Source organism: Polynucleobacter sp. MWH-HuK1 (assembly GCF_018881815.1).
In the GTDB taxonomy this organism is placed as follows: Bacteria; Pseudomonadota; Gammaproteobacteria; order Burkholderiales; family Burkholderiaceae; genus Polynucleobacter.
Map to the genome: position 1 here is coordinate 325,381 of NZ_JACVPP010000001.1, position 16,221 is coordinate 341,601.

9 protein-coding genes, 6 tRNA genes, 3 rRNA genes and 1 pseudogene are annotated in these 16,221 nt (G+C 47.4%); 1 reads left to right on the forward strand and 18 read right to left on the reverse strand.

Going from position 1 to position 16,221, the window contains the following annotated elements; translation table 11 throughout:
- Nucleotide 1 precedes the first annotated feature (1 nt).
- The 17 genes and pseudogenes from rpoB to ICE93_RS01760 form a co-directional block, all read right to left on the reverse strand.
- Nucleotides 2-4,102, reverse strand: a complete 4,101-nt coding sequence (gene rpoB / locus ICE93_RS01680) for a DNA-directed RNA polymerase subunit beta (RefSeq protein ID WP_216184894.1) — start codon at nucleotides 4,100-4,102, stop codon at nucleotides 2-4.
- A 227-nt stretch (nucleotides 4,103-4,329) separates the two neighbouring features.
- A complete protein-coding gene (gene rplL / locus ICE93_RS01685; protein ID WP_216184897.1) occupies nucleotides 4,330-4,707 on the reverse strand; it encodes a 50S ribosomal protein L7/L12 in 378 nt (125 codons plus the stop codon).
- 162 nt (nucleotides 4,708-4,869) lie between these two features.
- Nucleotides 4,870-5,379, reverse strand: a pseudogene (rplJ, locus tag ICE93_RS01690) (50S ribosomal protein L10); the annotation flags it as partial.
- Between the two features lie 233 nt (nucleotides 5,380-5,612).
- Nucleotides 5,613-6,314, reverse strand: coding sequence for a 50S ribosomal protein L1 (gene rplA / locus ICE93_RS01695; protein ID WP_216184903.1), 702 nt, complete (start codon nucleotides 6,312-6,314; stop codon nucleotides 5,613-5,615).
- Between the two features lie 2 nt (nucleotides 6,315-6,316).
- A complete protein-coding gene (gene rplK / locus ICE93_RS01700) occupies nucleotides 6,317-6,748 on the reverse strand; it encodes a 50S ribosomal protein L11 (protein ID WP_216184906.1) in 432 nt (143 codons plus the stop codon).
- A gap of 167 nt (nucleotides 6,749-6,915) precedes the next feature.
- On the reverse strand, nucleotides 6,916-7,488 hold the full coding sequence (nusG, locus tag ICE93_RS01705; RefSeq protein ID WP_216184909.1) for a transcription termination/antitermination protein NusG: 573 nt from the start codon (nucleotides 7,486-7,488) through the stop codon (nucleotides 6,916-6,918).
- 10 nt (nucleotides 7,489-7,498) lie between these two features.
- Nucleotides 7,499-7,876: a preprotein translocase subunit SecE gene (secE, locus tag ICE93_RS01710; protein ID WP_216184912.1), complete on the reverse strand. Its 378-nt coding sequence runs from the start codon at nucleotides 7,874-7,876 to the stop codon at nucleotides 7,499-7,501.
- Nucleotides 7,877-7,896: 20 nt separating this feature from the next.
- Nucleotides 7,897-7,972 (reverse strand) — tRNA-Trp (locus tag ICE93_RS01715).
- A gap of 11 nt (nucleotides 7,973-7,983) precedes the next feature.
- Nucleotides 7,984-9,174, reverse strand: coding sequence for an elongation factor Tu (tuf, locus tag ICE93_RS01720; protein ID WP_216184887.1), 1,191 nt, complete (start codon nucleotides 9,172-9,174; stop codon nucleotides 7,984-7,986).
- A gap of 64 nt (nucleotides 9,175-9,238) precedes the next feature.
- Nucleotides 9,239-9,313: transfer RNA gene (locus ICE93_RS01725), tRNA-Thr, on the reverse strand.
- A 21-nt stretch (nucleotides 9,314-9,334) separates the two neighbouring features.
- A tRNA-Gly gene (locus ICE93_RS01730) sits at nucleotides 9,335-9,408 on the reverse strand.
- 5 nt (nucleotides 9,409-9,413) lie between these two features.
- Nucleotides 9,414-9,498: transfer RNA gene (locus tag ICE93_RS01735), tRNA-Tyr, on the reverse strand.
- A 104-nt stretch (nucleotides 9,499-9,602) separates the two neighbouring features.
- Nucleotides 9,603-9,716: ribosomal RNA gene (rrf, locus tag ICE93_RS01740) — 5S ribosomal RNA — on the reverse strand.
- 108 nt (nucleotides 9,717-9,824) lie between these two features.
- Nucleotides 9,825-12,698: ribosomal RNA gene (locus ICE93_RS01745) — 23S ribosomal RNA — on the reverse strand.
- Nucleotides 12,699-12,965: 267 nt separating this feature from the next.
- Nucleotides 12,966-13,041 (reverse strand) — tRNA-Ala (locus tag ICE93_RS01750).
- A 28-nt stretch (nucleotides 13,042-13,069) separates the two neighbouring features.
- Nucleotides 13,070-13,146 (reverse strand) — tRNA-Ile (locus ICE93_RS01755).
- 58 nt (nucleotides 13,147-13,204) lie between these two features.
- Nucleotides 13,205-14,737, reverse strand: a 16S ribosomal RNA gene (locus tag ICE93_RS01760).
- The 16S, 23S and 5S rRNA genes sit together here with 5 tRNA genes alongside, the layout of an rRNA operon.
- A gap of 492 nt (nucleotides 14,738-15,229) precedes the next feature.
- Here ICE93_RS01760 and ICE93_RS01765 point away from each other — a divergent pair.
- Entirely contained in the window at nucleotides 15,230-15,886 is a 657-nt protein-coding gene (locus tag ICE93_RS01765; RefSeq protein WP_216184915.1) for a GNAT family N-acetyltransferase, read from the forward strand.
- Between the two features lie 11 nt (nucleotides 15,887-15,897).
- Here the strand turns inward: ICE93_RS01765 and ICE93_RS01770 are convergent, their stop codons facing one another.
- On the reverse strand, nucleotides 15,898-16,191 hold the full coding sequence (locus ICE93_RS01770; protein ID WP_255554439.1) for a c-type cytochrome: 294 nt from the start codon (nucleotides 16,189-16,191) through the stop codon (nucleotides 15,898-15,900).
- Nucleotides 16,192-16,221 lie beyond the last annotated feature (30 nt).

Genomic DNA, 16,221 nt, shown 5'->3' on the forward strand with positions numbered 1-16,221 from the left:
ATCAGTTGCGCTCCATGTCAATGTCAATACCCAACGAACGGATTTCTTTTACCAGAACGTTGAAGGATTCGGGCATGCCAGCATCAATCGTGTGCTCGCCCTTGACGATGTTTTCGTAAACCTTGGTACGGCCTGCGACGTCATCGGACTTCACTGTCAGCATTTCCTGCAAGACATATGAAGCTCCGTATGCTTCGAGGGCCCAGACTTCCATCTCACCAAAGCGCTGACCACCGAACTGAGCTTTACCGCCCAATGGCTGTTGCGTTACTAAAGAGTAAGGTCCGGTTGAGCGTGCGTGCATCTTGTCATCGACCAAATGGTGGAGTTTCAAGACATGCATAACGCCAACAGTTACTGGACGCTCAAACTGATCGCCAGTTCGGCCATCGCACAAAATCATTTGCTGACGTGAAGGCGTCATCTTCAAAGAAGTAGCCACTTCTTCTGGATAAGCTAATTCGAGCATGCGTCCGATTTCTGCCTCTGTAGCACCGTCAAATACTGGAGTTGCAAATGGCAAGCCTTGGCGGAGGTTCTCAGCCAATGCTGTGATTTGCTCATCAGTGAAATTGTCGATATCTTCAATGCGACCTGTTTCGTTGTAAAGCTGTTTGAGGAACTTACGTAACTCAGCTTGTTTAGCTTGTTGACGAACCATCTCATCGATACGCTTACCAATACCTTGAGCAGCCCAACCTAAGTGGGTTTCCAAGATCTGACCAACGTTCATACGGGAAGGAACGCCCAATGGGTTCAAGACGATGTCAACAGGGCGTCCGTCAGCCATAAATGGCATGTCTTCTGCAGGAGCGATTTTAGAAACCACACCTTTGTTACCGTGACGACCGGCCATCTTGTCACCAGGCTGCAAGCGACGCTTAACAGCCAAGTACACCTTAACCATCTTCGTTACGCCAGGTTGCAAATCATCGCCCTGAGTAAGCTTGGTGCGCTTCTCTTCGAAGGCTTCATCAAACTGTTTACGTTTCGCTTCGATAGAAGATTTGATCGCTTCAACTTGTGAGGCAACTTCATCATCTGCTGGACGAACATCGAACCAATGGTATTTGTCCAAATCAGCAAGATATTCCTTGTCGATCTTGGTGCCTTTAGCTAATTTCTTAGGGCCGCCGTTAGCAACTTTGCCAATCAACAGTTTTTCTAAACGCATGAAGGCATCGCCTTCAACAATGCGCAACTGGTCATTTAAGTCCAAACGATAGCGTTGCAATTCTTCCTGAATGATGGACTGTGCACGAGCATCGCGCTCAATACCTTCACGGGTGAAGACTTGAACATCGATAACAGTACCGATCATTCCTGATGGAACGCGCAAAGAAGTATCTTTTACGTCGGATGCTTTTTCACCGAAGATCGCGCGGAGGAGCTTCTCTTCAGGCGTGAGAGTTGTCTCGCCCTTTGGAGTTACTTTACCTACCAATACGTCGCCAGCTTCAACTTCAGCACCGATATAAACAATACCGCTTTCATCCAAGCGAGAGAGTTGTGACTCAGCCAAATTGGAGATATCGCGTGTAATTTCTTCTGAACCAAGCTTGGTATCACGTGCAACTACTGACAACTCTTCAATATGGATAGAGGTGTAGCGGTCGTCAGCAACAACTTTCTCAGAGATCAAGATTGAATCTTCGAAGTTATAACCGTTCCATGGCATAAATGCCACAGTCATGTTTTGACCCAAAGCCAATTCACCCAAATCGGTAGATGCACCGTCAGCAACTACGTCGCCTCGGGCTACACGATCACCAACCTTCACGATTGGACGTTGATTGATATTAGTGTTTTGGTTTGAACGGGTGTACTTGATGAGGTTATAAATATCCACACCGACTTCACCGGCTGCAGTCTCATCATCATTCACACGAATCACAACACGATTCGCATCAACGTAATCAACAATACCGCCACGCGCTGCTAATACAACAGTGCCAGAGTCAACCGCAACAATGCGCTCTAAACCTGTACCAACTAGTGGCTTATCAGGACGCAAGCAAGGAACTGCTTGACGCTGCATATTCGCACCCATCAACGCACGGTTCGCATCATCGTGCTCCAAAAATGGAACGAGTGAAGCAGCAGCAGAAACGATCTGGCTCGGAGCAACGTCGATGAAATCGATACGCTCTGGGCTAACCATCATGGTCTCACCAGCTTGACGAGCAGAAACCAATTCGTCAGCCAACTTGCCGTTCTTGTCGATTGTTGCGTTCGCCTGAGCAATCACATACTTCGCTTCTTCAATCGCAGAGAGATAAACCACTTCATCGCTTACCTTGCTATTGGAAACCTTACGGTATGGAGTCTCAAGGAAACCATGCTCATTCAAACGCGCAAACAATGCGAGTGAGTTGATCAAACCAATGTTTGGTCCTTCTGGAGTTTCGATTGGGCAAACACGTCCGTAGTGAGTTGGATGCACGTCGCGCACTTCAAAACCAGCGCGTTCGCGTGTCAAACCACCAGGTCCCAATGCAGAGATACGACGCTTGTGCGTGATCTCTGAGAGTGGATTGGTTTGATCCATAAACTGGGACAACTGTGAAGAACCGAAGAACTCACGAATTGCAGAAGAGATTGGCTTGCTGTTAATCAAGTCGTGCGGCATAAGGTTTTCCGTTTCGGCTTGACCAAGACGTTCTTTAACCGCACGCTCAACACGTGACAAACCAGCACGGAATTGATTTTCAGCCAATTCGCCAACGCAACGCACACGTCGATTACCTAAGTGATCGATATCATCTACTTCGCCTTTGCCGTTACGCAAATCTACGAGGGATTTAATAGTGTCGAGAATATCCTCGTTCGACAGAACCATTGGGCCCTCCATCTCGGAACGTCCAAGACGGCTGTTGACCTTCATACGGCCAACACGAGATAAATCGTAAGTATCTTCGCTATAGAACAAGCGCTGGAACAAGGCTTCAACGGCATCTTCTGTTGGAGGCTCACCAGGACGCATCATGCGGTAGATGGCAATACGTGCTGCAGTTTGATCAGCAGTTTCGTCAGTACGCAATGTCTGAGAAATGTATGCGCCAGAATCTAAATCGTTGGTGTAAATGGTTTCCAATTGCTTGATACCAGCATCGCGCAATGTGGCCAACAACTCTTCAGTAATTTCATCATTAGCGTAGGCCAAGATTTCACCAGAATCTGGATCAACGATATTACGCGCAACCACACGACCTACTAAGTAGTCATCTGGAACAGCAATCGTTTTTGTCTTGGCAGCTTCAAGCTCACGAATGTGTTTTGCGTTAATACGCTTGTCTTTTTGAATGACTACAACGCCATTCCTATCAACCACATCAAAGCTAGCCAACTGACCACGCAAACGCTCCGGAACAAATTCCATTGATGCGCCATTAGCAGTCAATGAGAAATGATCAAAGTTGAAGAAGTTCGCAAGAATCTGCTCGTTATTTAAACCAATTGCTTTGAGCAAAATGGTGACAGGCATCTTACGACGACGGTCAACGCGGAAATAAAGGATGTCTTTTGGGTCAAACTCGAAATCGAGCCATGAGCCACGGTAAGGAATAATGCGCGCTGAGAACAGCAACTTACCTGAGCTGTGTGTCTTACCCTTATCGTGTTCGAAGAACACGCCTGGAGAACGGTGCAACTGAGAAACGATCACGCGCTCAGTACCATTGATCACAAAAGAGCCATTTTCTGTCATGAGTGGAATTTCACCCATATAGACTTCGCTCTCTTTTACCTCTTTAACCTTAGTAGGCGCCTCGCGATCATAAATAATCAAGCGGACTTTAGCGCGTAAGGCTGAGTGGTATGTGTAACCACGTTGTTGACATTCTTTAACGTCAAACGGTGGCTGTGATAACTGGTAAGACACGTATTCCATACGTGCATAGCCATTGTTAGACACAATTGGGAATGCTGATGTAAAGGCAGCCTGAAGACCCTCGTTAATACGAGAAGTCGCTGGCTTATCAGCTTGTAAAAATTTAGCGTAGGATTCCAGCTGCGTTGCGATCAGGTATGGAACCTGGTGGTTGTTTACTCGCTTAGCAAAGCTTTTACGGACTCGCTTGCGTTCGGTGAAGCTATAGTTCATTTCATCTCCGAATTCAGCGACTGTACAAAGATTTGGCGATTGGCCACTACCAATCACTGGCGGACAACACTAAACCGTTTCGATCTAGTGTCCGACCAAACTTGCATTCTGCAGTCGTATCAGAAGGCAAACCCGATTTCAATCAGAAATGAAATCGGGTTTGACCTCTAGAGGTCAAACCCAACATGGCTAACGCCCCTTTGTGAGAGGCGCCAGCTGAGTTTGTATTACTTGAGTTCCGCCTTAGCGCCAGCTTCTTCAAGCTTCTTCTTAGCTTCTTCAGCAGTCTTCTTGTCAACGCCTTCTTTAATTGGCTTCGGTGCACCGTCAACCAAATCTTTAGCTTCTTTCAAACCAAGGCCAGTAATTTCGCGAACCGCCTTAATTACTGAAACTTTATTTGCGCCAGCTTCGAGCAAGTTAACAGTGAATTCTGTTTGCTCTGCGCCACCACCAGCAGCATCGCCACCACCAGCAGGACCAGCAACAGCCATAGCTGCAGCTGAAACACCAAACTTCTCTTCGAACGCCTTAACCAAGTCGTTCAAATCCATAACAGACATGCTACCTACTGCTTCAATGATTTCTTCTTTAGTAATCGCCATGTTTAGCTCCTAATGCTTAAATAGTTAATCTGTCGCTTATTCAGCGGCAGGGGTTTCGTTTGCTTCTGTTCCAGCTTCTGGAGCTGCAGCTGCAGGCTCAGCAGTTGCTTCAGGTGCAGCTTCAGCGGCTACTGCTGCTGGGGCTGCTTCTGTTACAGGTGCTGCGGCTACCGGAGCAGGCGCTCCAGCTGCTTTTTGCGCTGCTACTGCGCCCAACACGCGAGCCATTGCGGAAACTGGGGCTTGCATAACACCCAACAATTTCGATAACAACTCTTCGCGGCTTGGAATTGTTGCGAGGGCTTTTACACCTGCAACGTCTAACAACTTGCCGTTATATAAGCCAGCAGTAATGACTAGCTTGTCTTGAGTCTTAGCAAAGTTCTGTAATACTTTTGCCGAAGCAATCGGATCAGCAGAGATGCCGTAAATCAAGGGACCAACCATCGAATCAGCAAGAGGCTCAAACTGTGTGCCTTGTGCAGCACGGCGTGCCAATGTGTTCTTCAAAACGCGAAGATATACACCTTGGTCACGTGCGCTTGCACGTAGCTTTGTCAACTGCTCTACTGGAATACCACGGTATTCAGCGAGCACGACAGTTTGGGCTCCAGCCAATTGAGCGCCGACATCAGCAACAATCGCTTTTTTGTCTTGTACATTCAAAGGCACGGTTTAACTCCATAAAAACCAACTGTTTCCAGTTGGGGTTACACACCAGCGTCTGATCGTTTCATCACAAGAATCTTGTGAGTATCTTTTCAGGGTCGCCATCTGCGCTGGTTATTACTTTCGTAACGATTAAGAATTAACTCTTTGCTAGCAACTAATTCACCAACGGTCTTTGATGTTCGACTTTTCCATATAGACAAAAGTCGACCCAAAGTTCTTTTTGTTACAGGCTATTAAGCTGCTGCCTGTAACGATGCTTGGTCTACACGTACGCCTGCACCCATGGTGCTACTTACGGCAACCTTCTTCAAATAAACACCCTTAGATGCAGGAGGTTTTGCTTTATTCAAAGCCTCAAGCAATGCGAGCAAGTTGGATTTCAATGCAGTTGGTTCGAATGAACGACGGCCAATGCTTGCGTGCACGATACCGGCTTTGTCCACACGGAACTGAACTTGACCAGCTTTCGCATTCTTCACTGCAGTAGCAACGTCAGGTGTAACTGTTCCCACTTTTGGATTCGGCATCAAACCACGTGGACCCAATACTTGGCCTAAAGTACCAACAATCTTCATTGTGTCAGGGGATGCAATTAATACGTCAAAGTCAATTTTTCCGCTCTTAATTTGATCAGCCAAATCTTCCATGCCAACGATTTCAGCACCAGCAGCTTTAGCTTGCTCAGCCTTCTCGCCTTGTGCAAAAACAGCTACACGAACATGCTTACCTGTTCCAGCTGGGAGCACCACTGCGCCACGCACAACTTGATCAGATTTTTTGGCATCAATGCCTAACTGAACAGCAACGTCGATAGACTCATCAAACTTAGCGGTTGCACACTCTTTAACGAGGTTCAATGCATCATCTAATGAATAGAACTTATTGCGATCAACTTTAGATTGAATTGCTTTTACGCGTTTAGATAATTTAGTCATGATTAGAGACCTTCCACAGTGATGCCCATGGAACGGGCGCTACCAGCGATAGTTCTAACAGCTGCATCCATATCGGCCGCTGTCAAATCTGGCATTTTTGCTTTAGCGATTTCTTCCGCTTGAGCACGAGTAATTGAACCCACCTTATCGGTATGCGGACGTGGTGATCCTTTGTCAATCTTTGCAGCCTTTTTGATCATGATAGTTGCTGGAGGAGTCTTCATGATGAACGTGAAGCTCTTATCAGCAAACGCTGTAATCACGACTGGAATTGGCAGGCCAGGTTCCATGCTCTGAGTTTGAGCATTAAACGCCTTACAGAATTCCATAATGTTAAGACCGCGCTGACCCAATGCTGGACCTACGGGTGGTGATGGATTTGCTTTACCCGCAGGGATCTGCAGCTTAATAAAGCCAATAATCTTCTTTGCCATGTGTTGCTCCTTAAAGCGCGCCTTGCCTCATTAGGAAAGACCGCTGTTGAGTAAACGCTTCGCTAGTTTTTGGCTTTCTAGCTCCGCTCCTCGGTTAAATACAAAAACGAAATAACCATCTAAAACTACAAACTGCTACGCTGCTAAACTGGATTAAGTCCTTGTTTTTACATCTTTTCTACTTGACCGAACTCCAGCTCAACCGGGGTACCGCGGCCAAAGATTGTAACAGAAACGCGTAATCTTGACTTCTCATAATTGACTTCTTCAATATTTCCGTTGAAATCAACAAATGGGCCTTCTTTAACACGCACAATCTCACCAACCTCAAATAGGGTCTTAGGCTTAGGCTTATCAACCCCAGCCTGCATTTGATCCATGATTTTGGTGACTTCCGCTGTCGAAATTGGGCTTGGGCGATTACGAACGCCGCCCACGAAACCTGTTACTTTTGGCGTATTTTTGACCAAATGCCAGCTTTCGTCGGTCATTTCCATTTCAATCAGTACGTATCCAGGGAAGAAGCGGCGCTCGGTTACAGATTTAGAGCCAGATTTCACTTCAACCACTTCTTCGGAAGGGACCAAAATGCGACCAAATTTCTCGGGCATGCCAGAACGTGCAATACGCTCTTCGAGACCTCTTTTCACGCTTTTTTCCATTCCAGAATAAGCATGGATTACATACCAGCGCATATTACCGGTGGCTTGAGGATTTGCCGCTACTTCAGAATCAGTCATTTTTTCTTACTCACTTCCAGCCTAAAAAGACTGAAAAAACTAGCCATTCAATTAATTTGTCTGCAATCCATAAAAATAAGGACATGATCAGAACAAAGCCAAATACGACTAGAGTCATTTGGGTGGTCTCTTTACGAGTTGGCCAAACAACCTTTTTTACTTCATACCAAGAATCTTTTGCATAGGCAATAAAACGACGCCCATCTGGTGAAATCGCCACAATTACAACTGCAGCAGCAATGCCGCCAAACAAAACAGCGAGACGAACCAACATAGACTGGTCAGCCAGCGTGTAGTAGAGCACTAACACGGCGACAACGATTAAAGCGGCGAGTCCAGAGACCCAGCTGCTTTTTTCTTCAGATTGACTTGCTGTTTGTTGAGACATATTGCTTTCAGTTCAAATCGTGGCAGGGGCGGAGGGCATCGAACCCCCAACCTTTGGTTTTGGAGACCAACGCTCTGCCAATTGAGCTACACCCCTTTATAAAAAACTTAAGCCAAAATCTTTGCAACCACGCCGGCGCCAACAGTACGGCCACCTTCACGGATCGCAAAACGTAAACCCTCTTCCATCGCGATAGGAGCGATGAGTTTTACGGTAATCGTGACGTTATCACCAGGCATCACCATTTCTTTGTCTTTTGGCAACTCGATTGAACCAGTGACGTCCGTAGTACGGAAGTAGAACTGTGGACGATAGTTGTTAAAGAATGGAGTGTGACGGCCACCTTCATCTTTACCCAAGATGTAAACCTCGGCTGTAAAGTGAGTATGTGGAGTGATTGAACCTGGCTTAGCCAATACTTGGCCGCGCTCAACTTCTTCACGTTTTGTACCGCGTAACAAGATACCAACGTTATCGCCTGCTTGACCTTGGTCGAGCAATTTGCGGAACATTTCAACACCAGTACAAGTAGTCTTGAGTGTTGGTTTGATACCGATGATTTCAATCTCTTCACCAACCTTGATGATGCCGCGCTCAATACGGCCTGTTACAACAGTACCGCGACCGGAGATAGAGAACACGTCTTCTACTGGCATCAAGAACGCGCCGTCAACAGCACGCTCTGGAGTTGGGATGTATGAGTCAAGGGCTTCAGCCAATTTCATGATGGCTTCTTTACCCAATGGGCCTTCGTCGCCCTCTAAAGCCAACTTAGCAGAACCGCGGATGATTGGTGTGTCATCGCCTGGGAAGTTGTACTTAGATAGAAGCTCACGAACTTCCATTTCAACTAACTCTAACAACTCAGCGTCATCAACCATGTCGCACTTGTTCAAGAAAACGACGATGTAAGGAACACCAACTTGGCGAGCCAAGAGGATGTGTTCGCGAGTTTGTGGCATTGGACCGTCAGCAGCAGAGCAAACTAAAATTGCGCCGTCCATCTGAGCAGCACCAGTAATCATGTTCTTAACGTAGTCAGCATGTCCTGGGCAATCCACGTGAGCGTAGTGTCGACCAGCAGTCTCGTACTCAACGTGCGCTGTATTAATCGTAATACCACGTGCTTTTTCTTCTGGAGCAGCATCGATCTGATCGTATGCCTTTGCTTCGCCACCAAATGCTTTAGATAGCACGGTTGCGATTGCTGCTGTCAATGTGGTTTTACCGTGGTCAACGTGACCGATGGTGCCTACGTTTACGTGCGGTTTTGTCCGCTCGAATTTTTCTTTTGCCATTTTTAATCTGCCTTTAGTTAACTCTTAAACCAAACACGAAATACACAATTAATAAAACCATACATGGTGCCCATGGGCAGGATCGAACTGCCGACCTCTCCCTTACCAAGGGAGTGCTCTACCACTGAGCCACATGGGCGTAATCTAATGCAACAAATTCTGGAGCGGGATAAGAGAATCGAACTCTTGACCGAAGATTGGAAATCTGCTGTTTTACCATTAAACTAATCCCGCACATCTGGTGGAGGGGGTAGGATTCGAACCTACGTAGGCGTAGCCAACAGATTTACAGTCTGCCTCCTTTAGCCGCTCGGACACCCCTCCGCGAACCCAATATTCTGACTCCAAATGAAGTTTCTGTCAATCACTCTAACGCTTTGCACAAGTAAAAACGCCCAGACCTAAGAGGGTCTGGGCGTCGCATTGGTGCCCGGCAGTTACCTACTTTCACACGGGTAATCCGCACTATCATCGGCGTAGAATCGTTTCACTGTCCTGTTCGGGATGGGAAGGAGTGGTTCCAATTCGCTATGGTCACCGGGCGTAGAGGGTTGAGTTGCTGATAATTCACCAACAACTCTATTTGAGTAAGCATGTATTAAGGATGCAGATTAAATCTGGCAAACATCCAACACAATAGTGCTGGTTATAGGATCAAGCCTAACGGGCAATTAGTATCGGTTAGCTTAACGCATTACTGCGCTTCCACACCCGACCTATCAACGTTGTGGTCTTCAACGACCCTTTATGTAGGTTAAACCTACGGGAGATCTCATCTTCAGGCAAGTTTCCCGCTTAGATGCTTTCAGCGGTTATCTCTTCCGTACATAGCTACCCTGCGATGCTTCTGGCGAAACAACAGGTACACCAGCGGTACGTCCACTCCGGTCCTCTCGTACTAGGAGCAGCCCCCGTCAAATCTCCAACGCCCATGGCAGATAGGGACCAAACTGTCTCACGACGTTTTAAACCCAGCTCACGTACCTCTTTAAATGGCGAACAGCCATACCCTTGGGACCGGCTACAGCCCCAGGATGAGATGAGCCGACATCGAGGTGCCAAACACCGCCGTCGATATGAACTCTTGGGCGGTATCAGCCTGTTATCCCCAGAGTACCTTTTATCCGTTGAGCGATGGCCCTTCCATACAGAACCACCGGATCACTATGACCTGCTTTCGCACCTGCTCGACTTGTCGGTCTCGCAGTTAAGCACGCTTTTGCCATTGCACTTTAGGTACGATGTCCGACCGTACCAAGCGTACCTTCGTACTCCTCCGTTACACTTTGGGAGGAGACCGCCCCAGTCAAACTGCCTACCATGCACTGTTCCCGACCCGGATAACGGGCCAAGGTTAGAACCTCAAACAAATCAGGGTGGTATTTCAAGGTTGGCTCCAGCAGAACTAGCATCCTGCTATCAACGCCTCCCACCTATCCTACACAGACCGGTTCAAAGTCCAATGCAAAGCTACAGTAAAGGTTCATGGGGTCTTTCCGTCTAGCCACGGGTAGATTGCATCATCACAAACATTTCAACTTCGCTGAGTCTCAGGAGGAGACAGTGTGGCCATCGTTACGCCATTCGTGCAGGTCGGAACTTACCCGACAAGGAATTTCGCTACCTTAGGACCGTTATAGTTACGGCCGCCGTTTACTGGGACTTCAATCAAGAGCTTGCACCCCATCATTTAATCTTCCAGCACCGGGCAGGCGTCACACCCTATACGTCCACTTTCGTGTTTGCAGAGTGCTGTGTTTTTATTAAACAGTCGCAGCCACCTTTTTATTGCAACCCTTTCGTCCTTCCATTGTTCATGGTCAAACTACAAGGGCGCACCTTATCCCGAAGTTACGGTGCAAATTTGCCGAGTTCCTTCTCCTGAGTTCTCTCAAGCGCCTTAGAATACTCATCTCGCCCACCTGTGTCGGTTTGCGGTACGGTCTTGTTAGACTGAAGCTTAGAGGCTTTTCTTGGAACCACTTCCAATTGCTTCGCGAATAAATTCGCTCGTCTCACGCCCTTGAATTACGCTACCGGATTTACCTAATAGCCATCTCCAACGCAAGAACCGGGACATCCAACACCCGGACAACTTTCCGCGATCCGTCCCCCCATCGCATCTAACAATGGTCAAGGAATATTAACCTTGTTCCCATCAGCTACGCATCTCTGCCTCGCCTTAGGGGCCGACTCACCCTGTTCCGATGAACGTTGAACAGGAAACCTTGGGCTTACGGCGAGGGGGCTTTTCACCCCCTTTATCGCTACTCATGTCAGCATTCGCACTTCTGATACCTCCAGCATCCTTTACAAGACACCTTCACAGGCTTACAGAACGCTCTCCTACCATCACATTGCTGTGATCCGCAGCTTCGGTTATATGCTTAGCCCCGTTACATCTTCCGCGCAGGACGACTCGATCAGTGAGCTATTACGCTTTCTTTAAAGGATGGCTGCTTCTAAGCCAACCTCCTGACTGTTTTAGCCTTCCCACTTCGTTTCCCACTTAGCATATATTAGGGACCTTAGCTGGCGGTCTGGGTTGTTTCCCTCTTGACACCGGACGTTAGCACCCGATGTCTGTCTCCCGTGCTCGCACTCGTAGGTATTCGGAGTTTGCTATGGCGCAGTAATCCGCAATGGACCCCACTACCATGACAGTGCTCTACCCCCTACGGTGATACACGAGGCACTACCTAAATAGTTTTCGGAGAGAACCAGCTATTTCCAGTTTTGTTTAGCCTTTCACCCCTATCCACAGCTCATCCCCTAACTTTTCAACGTTAGTGGGTTCGGTCCTCCAGTACGTGTTACCGCACCTTCAACCTGGCCATGGATAGATCAACTGGTTTCGGGTCTACACCCAGCAACTAGCGCCCTATTCGGACTCGCTTTCGCTACGCCTTCCCTATTCGGTTAAGCTTGCTACTGAATGTAAGTCGCTGACCCATTATACAAAAGGTACGCAGTCACCCCTTACGAGGCTCCTACTGTTTGTATGCACACAATTTCAGGATCTATTTCACTCCCCTCCCGGGGTTCTTTTCGCCTTTCCCTCACGGTACTTGTTCACTATCGGTCGATTACGAGTATTTAGCCTTGGAGGATGGTCCCCCCATATTCAGACAGGATTTCACGTGTCCCGCCCTACTTGTCTCTAGCCTAGTACCACCCAATAATTTTCACATACGGGACTATCACCCTTTATTGTTGGACTTTCCATTCCATTCTGTTAATTACTGAGCTATCACTAGAAGGCTCTTCCCATTTCGCTCGCCACTACTTTGGGAATCTCGGTTGATGTCTTTTCCTCTCGCTACTTAGATGTTTCAGTTCACGAGGTTCGCTTCTCATACCCTATGTATTCAGGTATGGATACCACAAAAGTGGTGGGTTTCCCCATTCAGAAATCCCCGGATCAAAGCTTATTTACCAGCTCCCCGGGGCTTATCGCAGGTTATAACGTCTTTCGTCGCCTGTAATCGCCAAGGCATCCATCATGTGCACTTATTCACTTGATCCTATAACGAGCACCATTGCTAGTACCTGTTACAGGTTTACTTCTACTTCTGACATGTTTGCCGTAATCCAAACTTTAAGTACTATTTAAGAACTTTATAAAACTCGTTTGATATTACTGATTGATGATTCAATCTTTACCCTTATTACATTGTCAAACGCACTCTCAAAGATACGTTTGACACTTTGCTTACTCAAATTTTTAAAGAACAGCCATAAATGGCAAAACTAAACAATTATTAAATCGCTTAGTTTTGACATTTATAAGTTGGTGGAGGATGACGGGATCGAACCGACGACCCCCTGCTTGCAAAGCAGGTGCTCTCCCAGCTGAGCTAATCCCCCAACGTCCACTAAGTTTGTTTCTGGCTGGTGGTGGGTCTGGTAGGACTTGAACCTACGACCCCTGCGTTATCAACACAGTGCTCTAACCAGCTGAGCTACAGACCCGTGGCTTTTATTGTCAACCGATAAGTGTGGGCACTATAGATCCAGCATCTTTCTCTAGAAAGGAGGTGATCCAGCCGCACCTTCCGATACGGCTACCTTGTTACGACTTTACCCCAGTCATGAACCCTGCCGTGGCAGTCGCCCTCCTTGCGGTTAGGCTAACGGCTTCTGGCAAAACCCACTCCCATGGTATGACGGGCGGTGTGTACAAGACCCGGGAACGTATTCACCGCGACATTCTGATCCGCGATTACTAGCGATTCCAGCTTCACGTAGTCGAGTTGCAGACTACGATCCGGACTACGATGCATTTTCTGAGATTAGCTCCCCCTCGCGGGTTGGCAACCCTCTGTATGCACCATTGTATGACGTGTGAAGCCCTACCCATAAGGGCCATGAGGACTTGACGTCATCCCCACCTTCCTCCGGTTTGTCACCGGCAGTCTCTTTAGAGTGCTCTTGCGTAGCAACTAAAGACAAGGGTTGCGCTCGTTGCGGGACTTAACCCAACATCTCACGACACGAGCTGACGACAGCCATGCAGCACCTGTGTTCACTTTCTCTTACGAGCACCTAATGTATCTCTACTTCGTTAGTGACATGTCAAGGGTAGGTAAGGTTTTTCGCGTTGCATCGAATTAATCCACATCATCCACCGCTTGTGCGGGTCCCCGTCAATTCCTTTGAGTTTTAATCTTGCGACCGTACTCCCCAGGCGGCTGACTTCACGCGTTAGCTACGTTACTCAGGATGTAAATCCCGAACAACTAGTCAGCATCGTTTAGGGCGTGGACTACCAGGGTATCTAATCCTGTTTGCTCCCCACGCTTTCGTGCATGAGCGTCAGTGTTATCCCAGGGGGCTGCCTTCGCCATTGGTATTCCTCCACATATCTACGCATTTCACTGCTACACGTGGAATTCTACCCCCCTCTGACACACTCTAGCCATACAGTCACAGGCGCCATTCCCAGGTTAAGCCCGGGGATTTCACGCCTGTCTTGTATAACCGCCTGCGCACGCTTTACGCCCAGTAATTCCGATTAACGCTCGCACCCTACGTATTACCGCGGCTGCTGGCACGTAGTTAGCCGGTGCTTATTCTTCAGGTACCGTCATTCCCGGACTGTGTTAGAGCCGGTGTTTCTTCCCTGACAAAAGAGCTTTACAACCCGAAGGCCTTCTTCACTCACGCGGCATTGCTGGATCAGGGTTTCCCCCATTGTCCAAAATTCCCCACTGCTGCCTCCCGTAGGAGTCTGGGCCGTGTCTCAGTCCCAGTGTGGCTGATCGTCCTCTCAGACCAGCTACTGATCGTCGCCTTGGTGGGCTTTTACCCCACCAACAAGCTAATCAGGCATCGGCCGCTCTAATCGCGCGAGGTCTTTCGATCCCCCGCTTTCCCCCTCAGGGCGTATGCGGTATTAGCACAGCTTTCGCTGCGTTATCCCCCACGATAAGGTACGTTCCGATGTATTACTCACCCGTTCGCCACTCGCCACCAGGTGCAAGCACCCGTGCTGCCGTTCGACTTGCATGTGTAAGGCATGCCGCCAGCGTTCAATCTGAGCCAGGATCAAACTCTTCAGTTCAATTCCTGTGATCCTTGCGGATCGTCGCACTCATTCAAGAAATTGACTTGGTAATAAAACCAAATCTTTTTACTGTCTATGAGTACTATTTATTTACATCTGTCCCGAAGGACTGGATGCTTTCACTTAGTACCCACAATTATCGGTTGACTAATTTTTAAAGAGGGCTGAATTGTTTTGTATTTCAAATAACATTCAGCAGAGAGGTGAGACTATAGCGCACTTATTTCGGGTCGTCAACACCTTTCGTAGTCTTTTTCTTAAAAAAGGCAGGGTTTTTTCCTATTAAAAAAATTAATCCAATAAAAACAATGGCTTAGTTTTGAAAAAAAATTTCAACTTTTTTCTTAAATTTCTATTTTTTTAGACTTTTTTGGCCTCAAGGAATGAATTCGGTTGATTTTTGATCACCAAACTCACTCCCTTATTGCGCATATGCCACACATTAGGGAAAACCCTGAAAATTATTCCAATTCCTGCTAATATATTGCTATGCACAATAAATTAGCGAATAGTTACTTACCTGCGAGCCCATATTCGGCAGGGCAGGCTGTGCCCGTTCGCGAACTTCATGCAGGCTACAAAGAAGAGATATTGCATCATCTACTACAGCTAAATGAAGAAGATAGGCGCTTACGCTTTGGGACTCAAACCCCTGATGAAGTCATTCGTCACTATGTAAAGCACTTAGATTTCAACAAAGATGCCATTTTCGGAGTGTTTGATTTGGATCTAAAGCTCATTGGCATGGCTCATTTGGCCTACTTACCAGAGCATAAGGGGCAACCACGATCCGCTGAATTTGGTGTGTCAGTACTGCCAGATGGACGCTCTCAGGGCCTTGGGACAGCACTATTGCAGCGTTCTGCCGTGCACTCACGCAATACCCGGATTGAAACGCTTTATGTTCACTGCCTTGCAAACAATAAGGCAATGATGCACTTAGCACAAAAGGCTGGGATGACGGTTGAATACGCCTATGGCGATGCCGACGCTTGCCTTAAATTGCCACCCGCAAGTCCTGCAACCATTGTGGAAGAAGCCGCAAACGAGCAATGGGCTGATTTGGATTACGAGCTAAAGAAAAACCTCAAACACTCCAATCAAGCATGGTGGTGGTTCTTAGGTAGGCCTGGACTCGCGCGTTAATTAATTCTGCATTAATTTTTGTTGGGTGCGCCACGCAATATCCAGCTAGCTAATGTAGATAAATCTTCATCATTCAGTTTTGTGTTCGCCGGCATAGGCACCACACCCCAAGATCCAGATCCACCTTTGGCGATTTTATTTTTTAAAAATGCTTGGGCTTTTGGATCGCCCTTATATTTTTCTGCAATCGCTTGAAAGCTTGGGCCAACAATTTTTTTATTAATTGCATGACAACCTAAGCATGCATTTTGTTTTGCAATTGCAAATGCTTTTTCATCTTCAGTAGTTGCTTGTGCGAAAGACATAAAGCAAGCGAACGCTGGAAACAAAAATAA